Here is a 23234-nt window from a genome sequence, read left to right as displayed (position 1 = left end):
TATAAATAACTTTTAAAAGATGCAACTATTATTGTATAAATTTTTTAAATATTAATTTATATTTCCTGAATCCTTACAATAGAATGCTGCATTTACTGAAAAATATTCCTGCTGTAAAATTTTTTATAGTCTTTGCACTGGGTGTGATTGCAGGTAATATATTCTTCTTATCAGCTCAATATCTTTTCTATTCTGTTTTAATATTATTCCTTTTTAATCTCATTTTATTTTATAAATCACCGGAAAATAATTTCAGACACATCTTATTATTCCTTTTGATTTTCATCGCGGGAGTATTTAAGTCAAACATAGATTTCAATTTAACAGAAGCAAACTCAATTAAAAAATTTCCTGATTCGGGTAAAAATAATTACGTTCAGTTAACAGGTATAATAAAAAATATTCCTGATTACGATTCCGGGAGAGTAAGATTTGTTCTGGAGTCGGAAAATTTAGTTACGATGAAGGACAGTTTTAATGTTGCCGGAGATGTGATAGTAAGAATTTTCAAAAGCGGACAGAAGATTGAAGAGAATGCAAAGGAACTGGAGGAAGGGGACAGGGTAAGTTTGATAGGAAGAATAAGTACTCCGGAGCCAATGAGAAATCCCGACGAGTTCGATTACAAAAGATATCTCCAATTGCAGGGAATAGATAAAATATTTACAGTAAACGGTTACAATTTTTATGAAGTTACTTCGAAGAATAATTTAGGTTTTCTTGATAAGTATATTATTTATCCTTCAAAGAAGTTTGCGCTGAATAATATAAACAGATTTGTACCCGGTGACGAAGGCGCATTTCTGAAAGCAATTGTTACAGGCGAACGGACGGATATAACACGTGAAATGAAAGTTGATTTCGTCAATGCAGGTGTGATGCACCTGATTGCTGTATCGGGACTGAACATTGCATACGTTATTATTTTTCTTACGATACTTTTTTCTATTCTCAGAATTCCCCAGCCTTACAGATTAATAATTATTATTATTTTACTTTTCTATTACTGCCTGTTTACGGGAAGCTCGCCTTCAATTGTAAGAGCAACTTTTATGGGAGTGATTATACTCACGGGATTTCAAATCCAGCGGAAGATAATTATCTATAATGTCATAGGATTTTCAGGATTGCTCATGCTTCTGTACGATTCAAAACAATTATTTGACCCAAGCTTTATTTTATCATTTGCAGCGGTTATATCAATAGTATTCTTATACAAAAGATTTGAAGATTTATTTATCCAAAGAGTGAAGGCAAATACCTTGTGGAAGAAATTTTTATTCTGGATGATGGTAACATTCTTTATAACGTTAGCTGCGCAAATAGGGACGCTTCCCTTAACTGCTCTTTACTTCAACAAATTATCACTCGTTGCATTATTCGTAAATATATTTTCAGTCTGGGCATCGAACATCTCTCTTGCACTGGGATTTTTACAAATTCTTATCGGAATATTCTCGGATTTTCTCTCATCAATCATAGGAGAAACGAATTACTGGTTCCTGAAAGCACAGCTTTGGCTTATAAAATATTCTGCGCAGCTTCCGTTCAGCTACGTTAATATTTATAAATTCTCTTTTGCGAATCTTGTACTCTATTTAGCTTTTATAATAAATCTATTCACTCTTAAAAAATACAATCTAAAGTTCAGAGGTACTCTAGCTGTTTTAATTATAGCCGCATTTTATCTGACGAATTTAGATTTTAATAGGAATTTAAAAATTGCATTTCTTGATGTAGGGCAGGGAGACTGCGCAGTTATTAAAACTCCTGAGGGAAAAACAATTCTGATTGATGCCGGCGGACAAAATTTTAACTACAATGCAGGAGAGAATACTGTTACTCCTTATTTAAAACGTAACGATATAGATAAAATTGATTTACTGGTTTACACTCATCTGCATATGGATCACATAGGTGGATTGAAGTACATCCTTGAAAATTTTCAGGTAGATAACATTCTTGAAAGCGGGCAAAGATATAACAGTCCCTATGTAAATTCCATAGACAGCATTATCAGAGCTAAGAAAATTCCCCGAAGTGTGATGAGGTTCGGCGATGTTATCAAGTCAGATGAGTTCAGGCTATACTGCTTGTTTCCCAATGAAGAATTCGTAAAGTTATCGTCAGATTATTCTAATTCAAATTTGAATAACGGCTCAGTTGTTTTAAAATTCAAATATAAAGATACGGAAGTGTTATTCACAGGTGATGCTGAGAAGGAGGCGGAAAGATTTATTGTTAACAGCTACGGAAAATTTTTAAGCGCAGATATTTTAAAGGCAGGTCATCACGGAAGCATTACATCTACTACGATTCCATTAGCAATTAAATGTAATCCGAAGATTACTTTGATTTCATGCGGGCTATATAATATTTACAATCATCCTTCAGATATAGTTTTAAGAAGATTGAAGTTACTCGGCAGCGAAATTTATAGAACGGATCTGGACGGCGCGCTGATACTAGAAAGCGACGGAAAGAAGATAGATGTTACAGACTGGAAATAAAAAATCCCTCCTCTTATTTAAAAGAGAAGGGATTGAATTTAAAAATTATTTAAAACTATTTTATAATCTTACTGTAACGTCGTAAAGATTATTTCCTCTCGAAGCTCTGAAAGTAATGGTGTTGTTATCTTTGTTGTATTTAAGATTGTTTATAGAGCTGTAAGGTTTGCCTAAGATCTTGCTATCAAGAACGAGGTAGCTTTCCATAGTTGCATCTGTAGGATATAAATAACCTACATAAAATAGTTTGCTGTTCTTTAAGAATTTTAAATTATCTACATAGGAGAATTTATCTCTTCCATTTGGAAGTGAAGGACTATCGATATCTCTGTTAGAAACTATATCAGTTGTGTAATCATAGGTCATTTCACCGTTAACTTTCTTTTCGTTTGAGTTCTGTACAACGAATGCATAATCACCTGCAGAATTGAAAATAATGCTGTTGAAATTTCCTTCATCTGTTCCCTGTCCTAAAAGATTTTCATACTTGCCGACTAAATCACCATTGATATAAACATCGCTCTTATCTTTTGTGCCTTTTTCATAATCACCGTATGTAACTCCTACATAATAAAATTTGCTTCCGCCGTTGATAAAATCATAATCATTTATTCCGTCATATTTTTTTTCTGTTACTACTTTAGAATCGCTTCCTGTATTCATGAACAAAGATACTTTTTTATCGCTTTGTGAAGCTGAGCCTGCGACTAACATTGCGCCTGCTTTACTGTACTTGATAACACCCTGGTTAAAATATCCCTTTCCTTCAATTCCGTTTATAACATTTACAGTTTTGTAAGTGTAGTCATCGTAGCCATCAGGATTTTTTGATATAATCTGTGTCTGTCCTGAGAAAGTGATATTACCGTTATCAGCAATATTTATATCAAAAATTCCGCCTGTATAACCTGATACAGGACTTGTCTTTGAAGCGTTGCTGTAAACAGGATAATAATCGTTTCCTACAACAAGTCTGGTTGAATATGTGTTTTCGTTTATCGAGTCCATTGTTGTGTAAACAGGAATATTATCTTTTGTGAATTTCACAGGTGGATTTACAGAACTAAAATCGTTCCATTTTTTATCACCCTGTACAACAAATTCACTTCCGTAACCGCTATAAAATAATCCGTTGCCCTTAGCAATGTAAGTAAGTGTTCCGTTCTTATCATATCTGAAGCTTGTTTCAAGTATATCAGTGTAGTTTGTACTTGTAACATCGTTGCCGAACATTATAGAAGCCTTACCGTTTTGAATTACAATATATCCGTAGTTTCCGTTCTTATCTTTGAAAAGATTCTGTGCCATTTTATCTTCGCCTTCCATTGTTGAAGGAGCATCGGTTATTTCTGCATATATGCTCTTCACGAAATCATATGGTCCGGTTTTTACCAGGTTTCCGTCAGAGGAGAATTTAGCAATATATTGCTTATCGCCGTCAGTAATAACTGTCTGGTACTGGTCAGAGCTGTTTATGAATGCATTATAAGAATCTATTGTTGCAAGCTCGGCAACTTTTTTGCCGTTCATCAGCAGAACGTTTACATCTGCAAGATATGTAGTATCTTTTCTGTAGTTGTAAGCGGTTGTGTAGTTGTTTCCGCTTCTATCAAATTTGGGGTCAGCATTTACTACATCGTAGTAATCGGAGTTTCCTTTGTTGCTGACAAGTCTGGATTGGTTTGTGTTGTTATCGTACTCTACAAATGCATAGTTTCCATTGCCGTCTGTATAATAACTGAATGCGTCAATGTTGTTTTGACCGTTGCCTGAGAATAAAAGTTTTTCGTCAATTTTTTGCCCGTAAGAAAAATTGGCAATACCTGTGAGAACTAAAAATAAAAAGATGTAACTGAGGTTTTTCATAAAGTTTATGATTGTTAAGATAGATTAATTGAAAATAAGTTTTTTACATTTAAGAATTAAGATATAAAGGTTTATCCTTTTATATCTCAAGTCTTACTTCCTTACAAAAAAGATTATTTTTATTTCCAATTTAACCTTCTATATTTACATAAATTATAAACTCCCCCTTCATTCAATTTTATGGCTCAAGATAACAGAAAGACCTTCAGTTTGTTCCTGTATATTGCCGGAGCTGTCATTATAACTCTGGTTATAGTGATTCTGTTCCGCAATAAATCAGCAAAAGATGTTTCATCCAACCCGGATACCTGGCCCCGCTTTGATGTAAACGATTTGCCCGCCGATTCATCCGGTAAAATGATTCGCTACGGTTATAGTTTATTAACGGAGACTTCCAACATTGTGGGTCCCGATGTGAAAGATACAGCAATGCGCTTCGCAGGCAATAATCTCGAATGCCGAAACTGCCACTTCGATGCAGGACTTGTAAAAAACACTTACAATCTTGTCGGAGTTGCGAACCGATATCCTTCTATAGATAAATCCACAGGGCAATCAACTTCATTAATTCAGAGAGTAAACGGCTGCTTTATAAGAAGCATGAACGGAAGACCAATGCCTGAAAATAATTTTGAGATGAGAAGCATTATTGCTTACCTGAACTGGATAAGCAGCGGAGTGCCTAAGGACCTGGAAGGAATAAATATAAAAGATGTTGAAAAGCTAAACCGCGCGCCTGATGCCTTAAGAGGGAAATCAGTTTTTGCAAATAATTGTATGAGCTGCCATGCTGATTTAGGTCTGGGAGTTTTAAAAAATCCTGAGATACATGGAGGCGTGAAATATATTATCCCGCCTATTGCCGGAAATGATTCTTTCAATGATGCAGCAGGAATGGGAAGCATGGAGTTTCTTGTAAAGTTTCTGAAAACTCAGATGCCAAAAAATAAACCCGGCTCGCTTTCACTTGAAGATGCTTACGATTGCGCTGCATATGTGTTAACTTTACAGCGGCCGCATTATAATAATAAATAATTTTAAGTAAGTAATTTTAGTTTTACTAAATTTTAAGTTTCAAAGTTGTAAGTTGTTTTTATCTGTGTACTTTATACATTATACTTACTACTTAATACTAACGAAATGAAATTTAAAATTTATATTCCTGTTCTTATTCTAATTGTAATAATCGGAGGGTTCGTTTTTAAAGCCCCGATACAAGCTTATGTAAAAGGGATTTTCAGCAGCTGGCCGCAGTATGATGTGAACTCGCTTCCGAATGACTCGCTGGGAAATATGATACGATACGGTCACAGACTGATAACGGAAACGTCTAACATAGTAGGTGCCGATGTGGAAAATAAATCGATGCGATATGCAGGCAATAATCTTGAGTGTCAGAACTGCCACTTCAACGGAGGTATGGATAAAAATACAATGAGCTATATAGGAGTATCAAACCGTTACCCTGCATTAAGTAAAAGACATAACAGAATGTCGGATTTAACGGAAAGGGTTGAAGACTGCTTCGAAAGAAGTCTTAATGGTAGGAAGCTCCCGCCTGATAGTTATGAACTGAAAAGTATTCTTGCATATATGAACTGGCTTTCAAAAGGTATTCCTAAAGACTTGCAGGGAGTAACGATAAATGATATTGATTTCCCTAAACGCGAGCCTGATATAGAGAAAGGGAAAAGAATTTACGATACAAGATGTATTACGTGCCATGCTTACGGCGGGCTGGGGACTTTAAAAAATCCGCAGGAAATCGGTGTAAAATACCTTGTTCCTCCCATCTGCGGAGACGACAGTTTTAACGACGGCGCAGGAATGAGCAAAATGGAACGCCTTGTGAAATTTCTGAAGACTCAGATGCCGAGAGATAATCCCGGTTCGCTTTCACTTGATGAAGCATACGATGCAGCAGGATTTGTTGCGAGTCTGAAGAGACCGGAGTTTAAGGGAGGGAAGTAGTTTAATTATGAATTCAGAATTTAGAATTATGAATTAATGGAAGAAAAAGAATTTGACATAGCTTTCACCTTTTTAACACAAGATGAAGAATTTGTAAAAAAAAATATATAATGAAATAATTGGGAGTACAAAGTTAAAAATATTTTTTTATCCATTATATAAAAACCGTATAATAGGTAATAAGGGAAATGAGTTTTATTATGATGTTTTTTACAAAAACTCAAAGATGGTTATAATTTTTTTTAGAGATGGTTGGGGAGAAAGAGGCATGACTATCTTTGAAAAAAATGGAATTATTGATCGAGAGACACAAGAATCTGATTCCTTTTATATGATTTTACCTACCAGTAGTAATTTTACTTTACCTTCTGGGTTCTTGAAGGCAAAAATTTATGCTGGAAGTTTTGGACGTGATTATAAAAGTGATGCTCAAGAAATTATGAGTCGTTATAATAATTTAGGATTTAAGGTAATAACAAAAAATATTGTCGAAAAAATTAAGGATTTACAAGAAATAAAAAATGCAGAACTAAAACGAGAAAATTTGTTGAATTCTTATGATAAAAATGTAGTAGATTTAGGTGATGAATTGTTTTACGACTTAAAAAAAATCTTTATAGGTACCTTGCACCAAATTGATAAAAATTGGTTAATTAAAAATGAGCAAAATCATATTTCAATTAGAAATGGAAGATACATTTTAATAATGGCATGGTGGAGAGAATATTCACTTAAAGAGTCTCATTTAAATGTGATTTTGCGAGAGTTAGAGGATAATGGGTTCGAACATACAAATAAATATTATGATGTTACCGATACATACTATCCAAATTTTGATATCGTCGACAAAATTTGTTGGAAAATTAATTCTAGTGAGAATTCTGTAAGTAATCAAGATATTTGCGATAAAGCTATAGAGAAGTTTTATAAAAAAATACTGTAACTTAAATGCCAACAACAATTAAACAACTTCTGGTAGAGCAGTATGCTGCCTGCTATAATGAAGAAAGCTGGTTCAAGCCCCTCAAAGATGTAATTTCTGATTTATCAGACGAAGAATTTAAGTGGAAAGAAAGCGAAGAGCAGCACTCAATCCGCCAGCTTGTGATTCATCTTTTATTCTATAATGAAAAATATTACATGCGTTTTATAGGAACTCCATTGCCGGCTGTGCATATTAAGTCAGATAATGACCCTACATTTGATGATAATGATTTATCAAAAGAAGAATTGTTGAATAAATTTTATAAAGTAATGGATGGACTTTATGAAGCGATGAAAAACTCTCCTGAAGAAAAATTTGATGAACGACCTTTCAGTGACCCTGATAAGACCTGGCTTTGGTGGGAAACTTTACACAATATGAATATTCACAATGCTTACCATCTGGGGCAAATGATGCTGATAAAAAAGCAGATGAGACAGAAGAAATAAGGTGAGTTAAGAAAGTTTATTTATAAATTCATTTAAGTCAATTCCTGCCTGGCGCAAGATGCTGCGGAATGTTCCAAAAGGTATTTCTTTTTTATTCATAGGTAAAATTACAGTTTTACCTTTATCATCTTTAAATTTGCCGTGTGAGCCTTTTTGAGAAATAAAAACAAATCCTATTTTCTTTAGAACAGTTTCGATTTCTTTAGAGGAGTATTCTTTAGGCATTTACCAGTTCCTTACCAAGAAATAATGAATCAATATTTTGAATTTCTAAATCTGACTCTCCTTCAAAGTAAAGTTCAATAGCTTCTTTTATATTTTTTCTGGCTTCATCTACGCTATCACCAAAAGAAGAAATCTCCACATTAAGGCACTGAGCTACATAGTGTTTGCCTTCATTCCAAATTACATAATTAATTTCTTTCATATAATTTTTAAATAAATTTAATTTTTTTTTTGACATATTAATAGTGATATTTTGCGGATACCTTTACAGGTAAAAAAAAGAATATGAAATAAAGATTTTTTTATGATTAATTTTATAAAACTACAAATCAGACTATGTCAAAACTAAATATAAACTACACCTGCTCCGATAGGTTTTTGAAATACGTTACTATTGATACACAATCGGATATGAATTCATCTTCTTCGCCTTCCACTGAAAAACAAAAGAATCTTGGGAAAATTTTAGTTGAAGAGCTTCTTGCAATGGGAATATCCGATGCGCATTTAGACCAGTACGGATACGTTTACGGAACGCTGCCTGCAAATACGGATAAGAAAGTCCCTGTGATATGTTTCTGCTCGCACATGGATACTTCACCTGAATCCAGCGGAGCGAACGTTAAACCAATCATACATAAAAATTATTCAGGCGGAGATATAGTTCTGCCGGCTGATAAAACTCAGGTGTTAAGACCTGAAGAAAATCCCGAGCTCAACAACAATCTCGGCTGTGATATAATTACTTCTGACGGCACTACACTTCTCGGCGCAGATAATAAGGCGGGACTTGCAGAGATAATGGATGCAGTAAATCATTTAATCACTCATCCTGAAATAAAGCATGGCACAATAAAAATTTTATTTACACCTGATGAGGAAATCGGCAGGGGAGTAGATAATGTTGACTTAAAAAAACTCGCCGCTGACTACTGCTATACAATGGACGGCGAAGCATATGGACATATAGAAGATGAAACGTTTTCTGCTGATGCTGTCAAAATACAAATACACGGATTTAATACTCACCCGGGATTTGCAAAAGGAATTATGGAGAATGCTGTAAAGATTGCATCAGAAATTATAGATGCGCTGCCGAAGGGAAGATGCTCCCCTGAAACAACATCGGGAAAAGAAGGATTCGTGCATCCGATAGTAATGGAAGGCGGAGTGGAATCGATGACTTTGAAATTTATTATCCGCGACTTTACTGTAGAAGGATTAAAAGAAAAAGAAGACATGCTGAGAACAATCACTGAAAATATTTTATATAAATACAAACGCTCCTCATTTAATTTTGAAGTTACTGAGCAGTACAGAAACATGAAGGAAGTACTGGACAGACATCCGCAGCTGGTAGATTATGCAAAGGAAGCTGTTACCCGGGCAGGGATGACTCCGAGAGTAAATATTATAAGAGGAGGAACAGATGGCTCGCGTTTATCATTCATGGGTTTGCCGACTCCTAATATTTTTGCTGCCGAGCATGCGTTTCACTCAAAGCTTGAATGGACTTCTATTCAGGAAATGCAGAAGGCAGTTGATACAATTGTTCATCTGGTTCAGATATGGGAAGAGAAATCCTGATAAGAAATCCTGAATTCATTTTGATTAAATCCTTTACAATAGTTATTTTGCAATTAGCCTGTGCCGGATTTCTGATGGTTAACGGGCAAGTCCTCCCCGAAAATAAATTTTTATTCATTTCTGAAATCCTGTTGTTGTTAATCGGATTGTGGTCGGCATTATTATTGAATAAAAATTTTTCTGTATTACCTGTTCCTGCTAAAAGCGCAGTATTAGTAACATCAGGACCGTATAAATATGTGCGGCATCCCATTTACACAGTTGTTATCTTACTGGGACTGATATGGATTACAACCAGATTTACTGTTGTAAATATTTCAGTACTTGCGGCATTGATAATAATTTTTATTGTAAAACTTAATTACGAAGAGAAGCTGCTTTCTGAGAAATTTGTAGAGTATAAAAATTATATGAAAAATTCTAAAAAACTTATTCCCTTTATATATTGAGTAAATTAATTTCAAAAATACTTTTTTTATTTGCTGCTTCGCTGGTAATATATTCATGTTCAAAGAGTGATGACACAATAGTGAATCCCGTAACTCCGGCAGATACATCAACAAATTTTAAATATCCGTTCGCTTTAAATTCGAACTGGTTTTTTAAGACATCGCAGCGATTTGTCTTTCATCCTGACTCTGCAAGAAATTACATAGGCGGCGAACTGGACTCTTCAGATGGAATCGGCTATAGCGTCTGGAAAAATGACACGGTCTATAACGGAATTAATGCAAGAGTGTTAAGAGGAAATTACACTTCACCAGCGCATGCATATAACACTGCAGAATTTTACGTGCAGACTGATACAGGGCTAGTAATTATAGGATATGTAGATGATTATGGTCCTGGATTTGGTCCTTACAGACCTGTTAATACCAGAACAAAGAGTAATGAAAATAATTTACCGGTTGATTATCTGAGAACTATATTAATGAATGACCATAATGAGTTATCTAATGTGCAGGCGAACTGTATAAAGTATCCAATAGTACAAAACTCTGAATGGTTTTTCAGAAACACAGGTGCTATACAAACACAAAGAAAAAAATATTTTACTTATGAACAGGTGCAGACTCAGGCAGGAACATATAATTGTATTAAAATTCAGAGAAAGCTTTATACAGGTAATCCGGAGATTTTAGACACAAACTATATTGCATACGATTATTATTCAAAAGTCGGAATGGTAAAAAGGTCGTATGCTTTTAAAAATAATCCCGTAATTTATGGCGGACAGACAGTGGGATATTATGATACATATACCGAAATTGTGTTAAGTTCGGTAAATATTATGAATTGACAGTAGTACAAAAAATTGGATTTTAAATAGAGTTATTTCTTCTTAATTTTTATTGTAATGATAAAAAGACCATCATATAACAAAATTTTAATTCTGGTTGTAACAGCAGTGTTTACACTAGTAAACCTCTCTGTTGTAAGCAGTGTTTTTTGTTCTATGAAGGACATGACTGACTGCTGCTGCAAGCACAAAACGGAAACGAAAAGCTGCTGCGCAAATAAAAAAGAAGTGAAACTTGTAAGCCACTGTGTTTGCGAAATGAAAGAAGCTAACACCGAACCCGCTGAACTCACACAAAACTTTACAGTTACCAATACAATAAAAACTTTAAAGATATTTACTCCTGCTGAAATTTTACCAATAGGTAATGAAAACTTTAAAAGTTTTTCTAACTCTATAATAAATACATTCCACTCGCCTCCGAACGAAGATATTAATACTATCAAGTGCGTTCTTAGAATTTAGAGAATTAAAATTTATCGACAATTTTAATGAATTTTCTAAATTTAAATTTAACTCAAATGAAAACGAAATTATTCTTAAGCGCTCTTGCTTTAGCAATGGTAGCTATTGCATTTATGTATAGTAATTCATACAGTGAAGATAAATCATGCTGCTGTACAAATTGTGTATGTGTAAGCTGTACTTGTTCTGAAGGCAACTGTGCTTCATGCTGCGCAGATAACGGATGCTGCACAATGGATAATTGTGCAATGAAAAGCGGTGATTCAAAATCATGCTGCGATTCAAAAATGGAATGCGATTCAAAGACAAGCTGTGACTCAAAGAAAACTTCAGGCGGAGCTGTTGTAGTAGCTGCTGCTTGCTGCTGCACTGACTGTAAATGTGAAAACTGCACATGCGCTGAAAACTGCTGCAAAGACGGTGGATGCAAGGGCTGCAAAGATAATAACTGCTGTGATAATGGTAAATGCGCAAGTGCTTCATGCTGCAAAGATAAAAACAATGCTGGCGGAATTTCAAATGACAGCGCTTCAGTTTGTGTAGTATCAGGTGAATCAATTCCAAAAGGCAAAGAAGTAGTATTCAATTATCTTGGAAAAGATTATAATTTCTGCTGTAATGACTGTGTAAAAAGCTTCAAAAACGAACCAATGAAATATGCAAAAGATTTAATGTGCCCTGTAATGAACGAACCGGCCAAAAATACTGTTTATACTACATATGAAGGAACAAAATATTATTTTTGCTGTAAAATGTGCATAAAGGATTTTGAAGCAAATCCTTCGAAATATATGAATAAAAACGATAACGAACAAAAGACTGATAATAAATAAATGAAAAAAATATCTGTACTTATATTATTTCTTTTGTCACCGCTTACAATGGTATATTCACAGGTTACTCAGGCTACCATTGGAGTTGACGGATTTACATGCTCATTATGCGCTAAAGGTGTTGAAGAAGAATTCCGTTCAATGGATTTTGTAAAGTCAGTTAAAGCTGATTTGGTAAAAGCGACCTTTACTATAACATTTAAGAAAGATGCAAAGATTGATATTAATAAATTAAAAGACGGTGTGACAGACGGCGGTTTCAGTGTAAGAGATATTCTTATCAAAGCTGAAGGAACATATGAAAATAATCATTTAGTCACGGGAAATACTCCTGATTTAATATTGAAAAATCTTAGCAGCGAATATTCTAACGGCGACAAGATTTCAATTTCAGGCAATGTCAGTCTTTCCGATAATGCAGTTAAGGTAAAGCAGGCAAAAAAAATATAAGACTGTTATATTTTATTTTAAATAATAATAGCCTCTTCCTGAGAAAATCGGGAAGAGGTTTTTTTTAACAAATTAAAACTATTTGCGTATTACACATTGAAACGATTTTATTATAAAACGAGTTTAATATATTAAATGGCGTCACCGAAATTTTTATTTTTTTTATTTTTCTTCCTTATTGTAGGATTAATCCAATCTTTTGCATTCTGGTCATTCAGAAAATTCGGTAATTCAAATCCTTACTTCCCGTTTTTTAAGAATGATAATTCCAGAAAGAAATTCTGGAAAATAATAACAATTGTTCCTTTTGTTATTCTTAATATTCCCTACGTTTATCTTGTCACAAACAGAATGGACTTCAGTTCATTGCCGAAATGGCTGTATAATCTATTTATAGTTCCATTCTTTATCTTCCAGGCAGCAATTATATTTTTAGGTCTATTAATGCTTGCCATTAAGCTGATAAAACTGCCGGTATTTTTATTTTATTATCTTACAAATAAATTCCGTTATTTTAAGCAAAAATATTCTAAGGTAAAAGAGAACAGAGAATACAAAAAATTTGATGAGTCACGCAGGAAATTTATAAGAGCAGGCGGAATTTTATTAACAGGTTATACATTTACAAGCGCTACTATAGGAGTTCTTAAAAAAGATGAGTTTGCAGTAACTAACCAGAATATTTATATCGAGAATCTTCCTGCAGAACTCGCAGGCTTGAGAATTTTATTAATAAGCGATATTCATTCGGGACCTTACATGAATGAATCTCAGATGAAAAATTATACCGATATTCTTAACAGCTATAATGCAGACTTAATACTTATCCCGGGAGATTTAACAAACTCAGAGCGTACGGAAGTTTATCCTTTTACAAAAGCTTTTAAAGATTTAAAAGCAAAGTATGGAGTATATGCAACACTGGGAAATCATGATTATTTTCACGATGCTGATTATGTGGCAAAAGCAGTTTTGAATGAAACTCCGATTAAATTAATGAGGAACGAGAATACAATCTTAGAGATAAATAATAAAAAATTATTACTAATGGGAATGGAAGATACGAGAGTAAGCGGCGCAAATTACGACCCCGTTATTTATAAATACTTTGATAAGACGGTTACAGATGCAAAGGAAATAATGAAGCAGAATAATCTGTCATTCGAATCTATCCCCAAAATTCTTATGTACCATAAGCCGTATTTCTTTAATGATTTTTCTAAAGAAAAAATAGATTTAACAGTCAGCGGACATACTCATGGAGGTCAGATTGTATTTGCCAAGTTAGGAAATTTTAATTTATCAATTGCTGCAGCAGTAAGCAGTTTTGTAGAGGGATTATATAAAAATGAAAATTCAAACATGTATGTAAGCAGAGGAATAGGAACTGTAGGTTTGCCGCTAAGATTAAACTGTCGTCCGGAAATAACAATCTTAACATTGAAAACAAAAAGCCCTGCTGAAAGTTAATTCAACAGGGCTTTTTTTATAAATAAACTATACTAAAATTTATTTCACCAGTATCATTTTTCTTATCTGATTAAATTCTCCTGCATCGAGTTTAAAATAATAAACTCCGCTTGATAAAGCAGATGCATTGAAAGAATATTCATATCTTCCTGCCTGTAAGTTTTGGCTTAATAATTCTGCGACTTCTCTTCCGTTTATATCATAAACTTTCAAAGAAGTGAATGAAGAATTTGGAATATCAAATTTTATATTTGTTGTCGGGTTGAAAGGATTGGGATAATTCTGATATAAATTATATTTATCAGGTATTCCTGTTCCTAAATTAGAAATACCGACATCAATAGTATCATAAATCGCAATCTGATTAATTGGGTTAGTCATATTTAAAGAGACTGAAGGATTTGTTCCCGTATAAGAATTGTTTCCGCCTCCAAGCCATCTCTGGAAGTAATAGGTCTTTCCATTATAAGAAACCTGAGTTGCAGATACACTAAGACTTACACTTGAATTCTCATCCCAGAATTGTCCTGCGGACGGAATTGTTACTCCCATTCCGGCAGGATTTGTATTTGCTGTTAATTTATACTGAGTTTTGAAATTAGCGACATAGCTCGAAATATTTGTATTAATATTAACAGTCTGAGCAGTATCCGTGCTGCCGTTGCTCCAGTTCTGGAATACATATCGTGTAGTAGCAAATACCTGTGGTGTTGTTACACTCAGGTTATGATTTGAATTTAAATCCCATGTGAATAATTGTGAAGCACCGTATGCATTGCCATCTACATTAAATAAAAGGCTGGGTTTATTTGCTCCTACATTTACAAAACTTCTGCCGATATTATAGTTGACAGAAACTTTATGAGATTTTCCAAGACCGTTTGTTCCTGTAATTACAACCTGGTAGATTCCTGCAGGTACACTGCCTGTCGAAGCAACGTTTACTGATACTGAGTCAGGGAAATTGCTCAAAGTATTACCGCTTGGGAAAGTTACTGAAACTCCCGCAGGATTACCTACTACTGAAGCAGAGAATGTAACAGGTGAATTATATCCGTCTGCAATATACGGAACAGCAATTTTATAATTGGCATTTTGTGATGTGCCGCTGTTTACAACTTTGAAAGCAGTATTTGGAAGTAAACAAAAATCTGAAAGCTTCCAGGCGGAATTTAAAACTTCTTTGTTTGATGTCTGAACATAAGCTACAGCCTGAATCTGTGCAGGATTCCAAAGTGCATCTTTTTTTATTCTGAATTCATAATCTTTTCTTGTGCCCGGTGTTAAGTCAAAAGTAATACCGCTTGCATTAGGAAGCATTCTTCTCATTACGGTGTGGAATGATGTTTCGCCGTTTGTTCCGGGAGGAGAAGGATACTGAATGAGCTTTTCCATAATTGCTACCTGCATTGTAACTGAAGGAGTTGCAATTGCAGTTTCGCAATATACTGTTACAAGTACCTGCATACTGTCAGTTCCGATATCTGTTTGTCTTACAATGATTGTAACAGGACTTAACAGGGCAGTTCTGGTATTGAACGCATTTGTAAGCTGTGCATTTGAATAGTTAGGCTCAAGTGTCAGGATACCATCCATCTGAAGCTGTGGGATAGCATTAACATTATAGTAAGTTCTTCTAGTTGTATTATCCGGTATATTGTACATATACATAGGGTCATTTCCCGGAGAAGGCCAGTTCATGTGAAAGCTTAATCCCATTATCTGAGAACTTGTAAGTGAATTCATGAATGCATCAACTGTAGGATTATTTGATGCGCAAGGACCGCATGTGGAGCTGGTAAATCTTTCGACTAATACTGTTCTATCTCCTGCAAATGTTGTATTAAAAATACATGTTACAGAGATGAGCAGTACCAAATTCAATAAAAATTTGAATTTCATTTTCCCGCTTTTATTTTTTATTAAGATTATTTAATTAAAACCATTTTTTTGGATTGAGTAAATCCGGGGGTTATCAGTTTGTAAAAATATATACCAGAAGATAAAGATTCACCGTTAAAATTTACTTCATGCAAACCTGCCGCGAGAATTTCGTTCACCAATTGTTTTACTTCTCTGCCTGAAATATCGTAAATAATTAATAATGCTTTTGATTCTGCAGGAAGATTGAATGAAATCTTAGTAGACGGATTAAACGGATTAGGAAAGTTCTGATAAAGTGTAAATTCATTTGCAACCGGAACTGAATACCTGTCCAGTATAATTCCCTGCAATGATTGAGAAATAGTTCTCCACTCAGTTCTCAATGCCGGTACAAATGCCACTGTAGAACTTGAGGCAGTTGCTAATCCTATTCCGCCTCTGTGAAAAATATTTCTTGGAAAAGTAAGTCCGCCGTCTGTGGAGATATTTATATAGAGACTGTCACCTTCGTTGTACAGATAACCTGCATAAGCATAATCAAACCTTATTGTATCCTGGGATGTGACTCCATAAATTATAGGGGAGTAAAGCGTATCCATCTGTCCAATATCTGTATTATCATAAAAATTCATTTTCAAACAACCGTTGCCCGGAAATGATGGTCCGTTTATTCCGCTGTTATAAACATTTTGAAAAGTGAATAATTCCGATTGATGTGCAAGTGTCCAGTCATACGGAAGTCCCTGTGATTCAAATTGCTCTAAATAAAAATCTGTAGCTGTTGTATCAAGAATACTTCTTCCTGAATGTTTTGTAAATTGTTTAGAACCGAATTTTCCGTATTGTGATTGCTTGAATTTTCCTGCTTTAAAATCCGGTAAAGCATCGGTTAAATTGTAATGTTTTAATTTTTCATAAACACCTGAACGTGATTTCGCACAGTTAAGGACTTCAAATGTTCTATCATTCTGAACAAATGCTGCAGTGTAAACCATTGAATCCACCCATACAGGATTTCTTTTATATTTTACATTATAATTATATGTACCAATTGCTGTTGGAATTGAAATTCCCTGTGTATTCGGAACTGCCTCCCTGAATACATCATAGAATACAGATTCACCATTAGTTCCCGGAGGATTAACGTAGGAAACTCTCCTTTCAATTGCGTTTACACGGAGATAATAATCGCCTGCCATTACGGGGGCAAGAACATTAATTGTAATATTAGAGCTAATCGTATCTCCAGCCAGTCGTGCATCGGTAACTGACATACTGATAGGAGAACCTATATTTTTTAATGTATCAAATGAAGACTTGAGATTTTCAGTACTGAACGGAAACTTGGAAAAGTAAGCTCCGTTAAAAATTAGTTTTGGTACAGCAACTATATTATAGTAATCAGCTTTTTCTTTATTCTGAATTGTATCGGCTAAGTAGAGTGAATCATTGCCGGGTGCCGGAAATCCAAGATGATAATTTATAGCAACAATACTGTCGAATTTTGAATTTACAAAATTATTTAATGATGGATTATTAATAGATGCGGATAAACTTGTTGCGCTGGTGAATTCTTCAAATAAAACTTTTTTAGGTGCTCCAAGATAGTAGCCAAAGCTTTGTCTTATAGTATCGTTAGAGTGATTTTTATCAGCAGAATCAGAAACGTAAAGTATAGGGTGATATGTTCTATTATGAGCAAAAACAGCTTCAGGAAAACTTAAAAGTTTAATTTCATTTTGCGCTAATGGTATATTGAAATACCAATAATATCCGATTTCCGGAATATCTAAATGGACTTTTATGGAATCAACTGCAAGTTTTCCGACATTTGTTACTAATATTTGTAAATTATCTAATATTAATCTTCTAGATTGTGGTGTATAAATTGTATCTGAGGGAAGATTGATAAATGAAGTTACCTTAACATCTCTGTCATATTTAGGGCCAACTGTGACATTATCTATATAAAGATTATTGCCATAGCCATTATGAGTTACAAACTGTAAAACTATGCTGTTTGCAGCTGAGCTATCGGACTTATAAATAAATGCATAAGAAAGGGAAATTGCAAAAAGCAATATTAGTGTGAAGACTTTTTTCATTTGGCTTCTTAGGAAGCAGCTTTAGTTTCTCTAAAATAGAATTTGTAGAAATAATACTCCATAACTGTAAGGACTATAAGTGAAATCGAATCTTTTGGGTTTAAAGTTCCTCTGCCCTGTCCCGGTGTAAAGAAGCCGGAAATTTTAAGAAGATTCAAAATAACCTTACTTGTCGGCATGTCAATCATATATCCGTTTGGCGATATAGCAAAGCCGACGAATAAATCGGAAATCGTCCAGCCTACAGAAAATAAAATTATAATGAAGCCCGTATTAAGGAAGGCCTGCATTAAGCCTTCAGTCTGAAACGACTTACAGAAAGCATAAACAGCAAAAATTGTGTGCAAATAAAAAATTACAACAGGTATCATTTATAAAAAATTAAAATGCAGTTTTTGAAAAAAACATTTCCTTAATAGTTTTGATAATTATCTTAATATCAAATACTAAAGACCAATTTTCAATGTAATAAATATCGTATTCTATGCGGGTTTGTAATGGTGTATCAGTACCTCGAAGTCCATTTACCTGAGCCCATCCTGTTATCCCTGATTTAACTCTGTGCCTTTCAAGATATTTACTTATTGTATCTTTCATTGTATTGATAAAATGCTCGCGCTCAGGTCTGGGTCCCACGATGCTCATTTCACCTTTAAGCACATTAATGAATTGAGGAAGCTCATCCAAAGAATATTTTCGCAGTGTTTTACCAATTGAAGTATATCTGTCATCATCGATGGTTGTCATCTGAGGTCCGCTTTTTTCGGCGTCAATTTTCATTGAACGGAACTTCAGCATTTCAAACTTTTTCCCGTCAAGGCTTACACGTTCCTGTTTATAAAATAAAGGTCCTTTAGATGTAAACTTAACAAGTAATGAAAGGACTATCATCACGGGTGAAATTACTATTAATAAAAGCAAAGAAGCAAGAACATCAAAAGTTCTTTTAACAAATCTGTTCCATACATTCATTGGAACAGATTTTAATTTCATGAATGGAATTCCGTTAACTTCTTCTATTCGTAAATGACTCGTTATCATTTCTATGAAATCCGGAGCAAGCATAAACTCTATGTTAATTCCTTCACATAACTTAATAAGTTCTTCGAGTAGAATATGCTTTTGGGAAGGTAAAACTATGATTATTTTCTCAATCTTCTTTTCCCGGATTACCGTAGGAATTTCTTTATAGTTGCCAAGGTGAACTTTATCTTTAAGCCAGTTCTCGTTAAAATCATAAGTAAAATATCCTGTAACATTATATCCTACATATTTATCCATTACAAATTGTTCATAGATTTTCAAAGCCATTTCATTCATTCCGAAAATAGCTACATTGACCACGCCTATTCCTTTGTTGTAAAGATTTTTTTCATATTTTATCAAAAGATACCTTCCTAAAGTCGTAAATATAATCGCAGTGACCCAAAGTAAACCGAATACAACTCTTGAATATGGAAAATCTCTGTAAAAGAAAATTAGACTCATACAGAAGATTATATAGATGGAAACGTATTTTATAACAACAAAAAATTCGTCAAAGATGAATACGTTTCTTTTTATCCGGTACATCTTTCGCTGCTGAAAGATAAAAATTGCTACAGGAATTGTAATTAAGGCAAAGCCAAGATATCCCATTATCGGCGGCGGTTCTGTTTCACCTCCCAGATATTTAACAAAAGGAGAGAGAAATCTAAGCCAGTATGACAATAGAAATGCTCCGAATATTGATATAGAATCTGATAGAATTGTAAGAAGCGGGATTAAAACCTCAACTTTTGTTGACTTATTGCTCATCTAAACGATAAATTGTTAATAAAATGTAAGGATTTTATAATATTCGTAACTTTAAATTTTTAAAAAATAGGGGATTTATCACTAAGTAAAAATGTAAATTTTTAGAAAAAATTAAATCAAATAACTGACCTGTTCCAATAGCCAGTTTTTTGCTATTGTTTCAGTTTTAAGTATTGTTTTAAGGAGTGCCTGCGCCTCATACTTTCCGGGAGTGAGTTTCAGTTTTAAAATTTTTTGATATAAATTAATGAAAGAACTGTATAATTTTTTTATTCCTTCAGGAAGGGTTTTCTCTCTTTTCAGATTTTGCTTGTATGATTCAATCGTCAGTATTGCCTGTTCATACATTTCACTTTCGTAATAAATTTTTAATGTTAGATTCCTGAGACTGAATTTCTGATTTACATCGGTAAAATTTATTTTTGACAGTGTTTCCAAAGCAGTTGAATATTGTTTCTTCGCATAATTTATATTTGCATTGCAATACTCTACAATATCTTTTTTATCATCGGTAAGAATGTATCTTGAATATTCATCTTTGAAATCCTCTGCAAATTTCAGATCGCCTACATCAACTGCGCATGAAATAATATTTTTAAATAAGACAGATTCCAATGTATCATTATAAAGCAGAAGATTATCTGATATGATGTTTCTGTATAGCTCCAGTTCCTCTTTGGCAAATTCTTTCTTACCTTTATTAACCTGAAACACAATAAAGTTCATCATCGCAAAGTAAGCCCATTCAAGTTCATCAATAGAAATTTCATTTTTGTAACGTGAAAGTAATTGCTTAAGTGCATGGAAATACTTTTCGTTTGCCTCCCAGTTAATCATTATCACATTGGTTAAAATCTGAATGACCGGAAATTCAAAATATGGATTTTTCTGAATTAATTTTATGAAGCTCTCAATTTCTTTTCTGTCTTTTAAGATTTTTGCAAAATGCCTGTCTTCTGTAATTAATATTATAATCTTTTTCAGTTTTTGTATGATATATGCTTTATCAAGATTTTCAATGGAAGTGTAATATTTTGAAAATCCTTTTCGCCTGTCACGCATTGAATGGAACAATATTTCTGCATCGTTTAAAACTCCCATTTCCTTAAAATACTTTTCATTTTTCAGGCTGAAATTTTCCACCAATGAGTAAGTTTCACTGAGTCTTTTTTGAAAAAGTTTATCATTCTTTCTTTTGTCAAGCTCTTCCAGTAAGAGTGAATTTTTAAGAATACTTTTACTCCGGAATAAATTTATTGATATAAATTCTTCTGCTAATTTTAATAACTCACTGTTTAGCTTTCTTACTGTAGTATCGTTATACTCTTTATTATAAAGTGATTTGAAGATAGCTATTTTTTCATCTTCAAAATTCTGAAAATGAGGATGCAAATCTTTCAATTTCAAAAAGTAATTCTTAAGGTAAACAGCTTTATTGAAATATGGAGAACTTAAGAACTCTTCAAATCTTAAAATTTCGGTTTCCGATAACGATTTTAACAAATCTATAAGCATTCTTGATGAATTTTAGAGTTCACAATTTATCTCACAAATATTATAAAATATGCGATAAAATGCATTAATTTTATAAAGTGAGAATGTTTCAGCTCACAAATCTAATTAAAATTTTTTGATTTATAAACATATTTAAAGTAGTTTTACTAAAAATTAAAACTCTTCTTATGAAATCAAAATTAATAATTCTCCTTTTACTTCTTTGCGGAGTTCTAAATGCTCAAAGCTTTCAGTTCGGGAAAAAAGGCGGCGGCGCATCTACTGATTACGGATACGGTATGTGTGTGGATAACTCCGGAAACATATATACAGCCGGCTGCTACAAAAGCAATGCAAGTTTTGAAAATGTGAATGTTACAAGTCTTGGCGACTTTGATATTTTTATAGCAAAGTATAATTCTGCAGGTTCTTTACTATGGTTCAAATCTGCAGGAAGCTCAATGAAAGATGAAGCTGATAAAATTTTCATAGGCGAAGACGGTAATGTTTACGTGGGCGGTACATTCCAGGGTGTTTCACATTTTGACGGAATTACTTTAACTGCAGGAGGGGTAGAACTTGGTGAAGATATATTCATAGCAAAATTAAATCCTGCCGGCGAATATCAATGGGTAAAACAATACGGCGGTGCTTCACAGGACTTCATTGTAGACATGTCTATGATTAACAACGATGTTTTTATAACCGGTCAATACTACGGAACTTTTACTGCAGAAGGAGGAATTTCATTACCTCCTAACGGAAGCAGTACAGCAAAATTTGTTATGAGAGTTGGTGCCGACGGAACACCTGTATGGGCAAAAAACACAGGCGGCTACCCTTACATTGCAACCGGAACTGATAAATTTTACATGGCAGGAATATTCGGCGGCACATCTAACTTTGACGGAGTTATGTTAACAAGTAACGGACCTGCAGACTTATTTCTTGGAGCGTATGATTTAAACGGCACACAGCTTTGGGTAAAACAGTTCGGCGGAAGCGGTTCGGAAAATATGCGCTCACTGTGCTTTGACAGAGCTTCAAACAATATTTACTGGGCAGGCTGCTTTCAAAACTCAATGACTATGGGAAGCAATAACTTAACTTCAACAGGACAGTATGATATCTTTGTATCAAAGTTTGATGTAAACGGAAACAACATCTGGGTTAAAAGCGCAGGCGGAGCAAACTATGACTTCGCAAATGCAACGGTAGTTGACGCCCAGGGCAGCGTATTTGTATCCGGTTATTGCATGGAGACAGCAACTTTCGGTAATACAAATGTAGTTAGCAGCGGTCAGGGAGATGCATATATTGCAAAGTATAATTCCAACGGCGATTTTCAATGGGTAAAAATCGGTGGTGGCTCAGGTCAGGATGTCGGCAATTGCTTACGAACAGATAACGCAGGTAACATATTTCTCACAGGATTTTTCAGTAACTCCGCAGTATTTGGCAGCATTAATATGACAGGCTACGGTTCAGCAGATTACATGCTTATCAAAATGGGTGACCTTGTCGGAATTCACAGCCCGAGAGAAACTCTAAGTTCGTTCAGACTGAATCAGAACTATCCGAATCCTTTCAATCCTTCGACAAAAATTTCTTTTGATATCGTTAAAGCAGGCGCAGTGAAATTAACAGTTTCCGATATCAACGGAAAAGAAGTTGCCGAGCTTGTTAATGTTTCGATGAATACAGGAAGCTATGAAGTAAACTTTAATGCTGAAAAATTATCCGGAGGAATTTACTTCTATAAATTAGAAACTGCTAACGGAACAGATACAAAGAAAATGATTTTAGTAAAATAATTTTAAGGCAGAATAACAGGACGTTTGTT

General features: G+C 34.1%; 21 protein-coding genes. 13 read left to right on the top strand and 8 right to left on the bottom strand.

Annotated features, from left to right (window positions below):
- Nucleotides 1–83: 83 nt before the first annotated feature.
- Nucleotides 84–2510, top strand: coding sequence for a DNA internalization-related competence protein ComEC/Rec2 (locus JST55_16975; protein MBS1495202.1), 2427 nt, complete (start codon nucleotides 84–86; stop codon nucleotides 2508–2510).
- A 60-nt stretch (nucleotides 2511–2570) separates the two neighbouring features.
- Here the strand turns inward: JST55_16975 and JST55_16970 are convergent, their stop codons facing one another.
- Complete coding sequence (locus tag JST55_16970) at nucleotides 2571–4376, bottom strand: hypothetical protein (GenBank protein ID MBS1495201.1); 1806 nt, start codon at nucleotides 4374–4376, stop codon at nucleotides 2571–2573.
- A gap of 180 nt (nucleotides 4377–4556) precedes the next feature.
- On the opposite strand from JST55_16970, the gene JST55_16965 reads away from it, so the two are divergent.
- From JST55_16965 to JST55_16950, 4 genes are all read left to right on the top strand, one after another.
- A complete protein-coding gene (locus JST55_16965; protein ID MBS1495200.1) occupies nucleotides 4557–5411 on the top strand; it encodes a c-type cytochrome in 855 nt (284 codons plus the stop codon).
- Nucleotides 5412–5516: 105 nt separating this feature from the next.
- Nucleotides 5517–6347: a c-type cytochrome gene (locus tag JST55_16960; protein ID MBS1495199.1), complete on the top strand. Its 831-nt coding sequence runs from the start codon at nucleotides 5517–5519 to the stop codon at nucleotides 6345–6347.
- A gap of 226 nt (nucleotides 6348–6573) precedes the next feature.
- Complete coding sequence (locus JST55_16955; GenBank protein MBS1495198.1) at nucleotides 6574–7290, top strand: hypothetical protein; 717 nt, start codon at nucleotides 6574–6576, stop codon at nucleotides 7288–7290.
- A gap of 5 nt (nucleotides 7291–7295) precedes the next feature.
- A complete protein-coding gene (locus tag JST55_16950) occupies nucleotides 7296–7781 on the top strand; it encodes a DinB family protein (GenBank protein ID MBS1495197.1) in 486 nt (161 codons plus the stop codon).
- 6 nt (nucleotides 7782–7787) lie between these two features.
- On the opposite strand, the gene JST55_16945 is transcribed toward JST55_16950, so the two are convergent.
- Nucleotides 7788–8006, bottom strand: a complete 219-nt coding sequence (locus JST55_16945) for a type II toxin-antitoxin system HicA family toxin (protein MBS1495196.1) — start codon at nucleotides 8004–8006, stop codon at nucleotides 7788–7790.
- Nucleotides 7999–8208 carry a type II toxin-antitoxin system HicB family antitoxin gene (locus JST55_16940; protein ID MBS1495195.1) on the bottom strand — a complete coding sequence of 70 codons (210 nt, stop codon included), beginning with the start codon at nucleotides 8206–8208 and terminating at the stop codon, nucleotides 7999–8001. The genes JST55_16945 and JST55_16940 overlap by 8 nt, the downstream gene beginning before the upstream one ends.
- A gap of 134 nt (nucleotides 8209–8342) precedes the next feature.
- Here JST55_16940 and pepT point away from each other — a divergent pair, with 134 nt between their 5' ends.
- The 7 genes from pepT (at nucleotide 8343) to JST55_16905 (ending at nucleotide 14111) form a co-directional block, all read left to right on the top strand.
- Nucleotides 8343–9593 (top strand): peptidase T, encoded by a 1251-nt coding sequence (pepT, locus tag JST55_16935; GenBank protein ID MBS1495194.1) that lies wholly within the window; start codon nucleotides 8343–8345, stop codon nucleotides 9591–9593.
- Nucleotides 9575–10042 carry an isoprenylcysteine carboxylmethyltransferase family protein gene (locus JST55_16930; GenBank protein MBS1495193.1) on the top strand — a complete coding sequence of 156 codons (468 nt, stop codon included), beginning with the start codon at nucleotides 9575–9577 and terminating at the stop codon, nucleotides 10040–10042. The genes pepT and JST55_16930 overlap by 19 nt, the downstream gene beginning before the upstream one ends.
- Nucleotides 10039–10893 (top strand): hypothetical protein, encoded by an 855-nt coding sequence (locus JST55_16925; GenBank protein MBS1495192.1) that lies wholly within the window; start codon nucleotides 10039–10041, stop codon nucleotides 10891–10893. The genes JST55_16930 and JST55_16925 overlap by 4 nt, the downstream gene beginning before the upstream one ends.
- Before the next feature lie 57 nt (nucleotides 10894–10950).
- Nucleotides 10951–11358 carry a hypothetical protein gene (locus JST55_16920; GenBank protein ID MBS1495191.1) on the top strand — a complete coding sequence of 136 codons (408 nt, stop codon included), beginning with the start codon at nucleotides 10951–10953 and terminating at the stop codon, nucleotides 11356–11358.
- Between the two features lie 56 nt (nucleotides 11359–11414).
- A complete protein-coding gene (locus JST55_16915; protein MBS1495190.1) occupies nucleotides 11415–12191 on the top strand; it encodes a YHS domain-containing protein in 777 nt (258 codons plus the stop codon).
- The gene (locus tag JST55_16910) at nucleotides 12192–12641 is read left to right on the top strand and encodes a heavy-metal-associated domain-containing protein (GenBank protein MBS1495189.1); all 450 of its coding nucleotides are present in this window, start codon (nucleotides 12192–12194) and stop codon (nucleotides 12639–12641) included.
- A 135-nt stretch (nucleotides 12642–12776) separates the two neighbouring features.
- Nucleotides 12777–14111 carry a metallophosphoesterase gene (locus JST55_16905; GenBank protein MBS1495188.1) on the top strand — a complete coding sequence of 445 codons (1335 nt, stop codon included), beginning with the start codon at nucleotides 12777–12779 and terminating at the stop codon, nucleotides 14109–14111.
- A gap of 39 nt (nucleotides 14112–14150) precedes the next feature.
- On the opposite strand, the gene JST55_16900 is transcribed toward JST55_16905, so the two are convergent.
- The 5 genes from JST55_16900 to JST55_16880 all read right to left on the bottom strand — a co-directional run bounded on the left by JST55_16900 (nucleotide 14151) and on the right by JST55_16880 (nucleotide 21412).
- Nucleotides 14151–16013, bottom strand: coding sequence for a T9SS type A sorting domain-containing protein (locus JST55_16900; GenBank protein ID MBS1495187.1), 1863 nt, complete (start codon nucleotides 16011–16013; stop codon nucleotides 14151–14153).
- A 26-nt stretch (nucleotides 16014–16039) separates the two neighbouring features.
- A complete protein-coding gene (locus tag JST55_16895; GenBank protein ID MBS1495186.1) occupies nucleotides 16040–18100 on the bottom strand; it encodes a T9SS type A sorting domain-containing protein in 2061 nt (686 codons plus the stop codon).
- An 8-nt stretch (nucleotides 18101–18108) separates the two neighbouring features.
- Nucleotides 18109–18471 (bottom strand): hypothetical protein, encoded by a 363-nt coding sequence (locus JST55_16890; protein MBS1495185.1) that lies wholly within the window; start codon nucleotides 18469–18471, stop codon nucleotides 18109–18111.
- A 10-nt stretch (nucleotides 18472–18481) separates the two neighbouring features.
- Nucleotides 18482–19897, bottom strand: a complete 1416-nt coding sequence (locus JST55_16885) for an undecaprenyl-phosphate glucose phosphotransferase (protein ID MBS1495184.1) — start codon at nucleotides 19895–19897, stop codon at nucleotides 18482–18484.
- A gap of 111 nt (nucleotides 19898–20008) precedes the next feature.
- Nucleotides 20009–21412, bottom strand: coding sequence for a hypothetical protein (locus JST55_16880; protein ID MBS1495183.1), 1404 nt, complete (start codon nucleotides 21410–21412; stop codon nucleotides 20009–20011).
- Between the two features lie 167 nt (nucleotides 21413–21579).
- On the opposite strand from JST55_16880, the gene JST55_16875 reads away from it, so the two are divergent.
- Nucleotides 21580–23205, top strand: coding sequence for a T9SS type A sorting domain-containing protein (locus tag JST55_16875; GenBank protein MBS1495182.1), 1626 nt, complete (start codon nucleotides 21580–21582; stop codon nucleotides 23203–23205).
- Nucleotides 23206–23234: the final 29 nt, after the last annotated feature.

Source organism: Bacteroidota bacterium (assembly GCA_018266835.1).
Lineage (GTDB): Bacteria > Bacteroidota > Ignavibacteria > Tepidaquicellales > Tepidaquicellaceae > JAFDZO01.
Note: the sequence above shows the minus strand (reverse complement) of the source record. Positions and strands in the feature narration are given on the sequence as shown.

Bases quoted from the DNA above. Each gene is read 5' to 3' on its own strand.
- JST55_16975 (MBS1495202.1), top strand. From the start codon at position 84: ATGCTGCATTTACTGAAAAATATTCCTGCTGTAAAATTTTTTATAGTC.
- JST55_16970 (MBS1495201.1), bottom strand. From the start codon at position 4,376: ATGAAAAACCTCAGTTACATCTTTTTATTTTTAGTTCTCACAGGTATT.
- JST55_16965 (MBS1495200.1), top strand. From the start codon at position 4,557: ATGGCTCAAGATAACAGAAAGACCTTCAGTTTGTTCCTGTATATTGCC.
- JST55_16960 (MBS1495199.1), top strand. From the start codon at position 5,517: ATGAAATTTAAAATTTATATTCCTGTTCTTATTCTAATTGTAATAATC.
- JST55_16955 (MBS1495198.1), top strand. From the start codon at position 6,574: ATGGTTATAATTTTTTTTAGAGATGGTTGGGGAGAAAGAGGCATGACT.
- JST55_16950 (MBS1495197.1), top strand. From the start codon at position 7,296: ATGCCAACAACAATTAAACAACTTCTGGTAGAGCAGTATGCTGCCTGC.
- JST55_16945 (MBS1495196.1), bottom strand. From the start codon at position 8,006: ATGCCTAAAGAATACTCCTCTAAAGAAATCGAAACTGTTCTAAAGAAA.
- JST55_16940 (MBS1495195.1), bottom strand. From the start codon at position 8,208: ATGAAAGAAATTAATTATGTAATTTGGAATGAAGGCAAACACTATGTA.
- pepT (MBS1495194.1), top strand. From the start codon at position 8,343: ATGTCAAAACTAAATATAAACTACACCTGCTCCGATAGGTTTTTGAAA.
- JST55_16930 (MBS1495193.1), top strand. From the start codon at position 9,575: ATGGGAAGAGAAATCCTGATAAGAAATCCTGAATTCATTTTGATTAAA.
- JST55_16920 (MBS1495191.1), top strand. From the start codon at position 10,951: ATGATAAAAAGACCATCATATAACAAAATTTTAATTCTGGTTGTAACA.
- JST55_16915 (MBS1495190.1), top strand. From the start codon at position 11,415: ATGAAAACGAAATTATTCTTAAGCGCTCTTGCTTTAGCAATGGTAGCT.
- JST55_16910 (MBS1495189.1), top strand. From the start codon at position 12,192: ATGAAAAAAATATCTGTACTTATATTATTTCTTTTGTCACCGCTTACA.
- JST55_16905 (MBS1495188.1), top strand. From the start codon at position 12,777: ATGGCGTCACCGAAATTTTTATTTTTTTTATTTTTCTTCCTTATTGTA.
- JST55_16900 (MBS1495187.1), bottom strand. From the start codon at position 16,013: ATGAAATTCAAATTTTTATTGAATTTGGTACTGCTCATCTCTGTAACA.
- JST55_16895 (MBS1495186.1), bottom strand. From the start codon at position 18,100: ATGAAAAAAGTCTTCACACTAATATTGCTTTTTGCAATTTCCCTTTCT.
- JST55_16890 (MBS1495185.1), bottom strand. From the start codon at position 18,471: ATGATACCTGTTGTAATTTTTTATTTGCACACAATTTTTGCTGTTTAT.
- JST55_16885 (MBS1495184.1), bottom strand. From the start codon at position 19,897: ATGAGCAATAAGTCAACAAAAGTTGAGGTTTTAATCCCGCTTCTTACA.
- JST55_16880 (MBS1495183.1), bottom strand. From the start codon at position 21,412: ATGCTTATAGATTTGTTAAAATCGTTATCGGAAACCGAAATTTTAAGA.
- JST55_16875 (MBS1495182.1), top strand. From the start codon at position 21,580: ATGAAATCAAAATTAATAATTCTCCTTTTACTTCTTTGCGGAGTTCTA.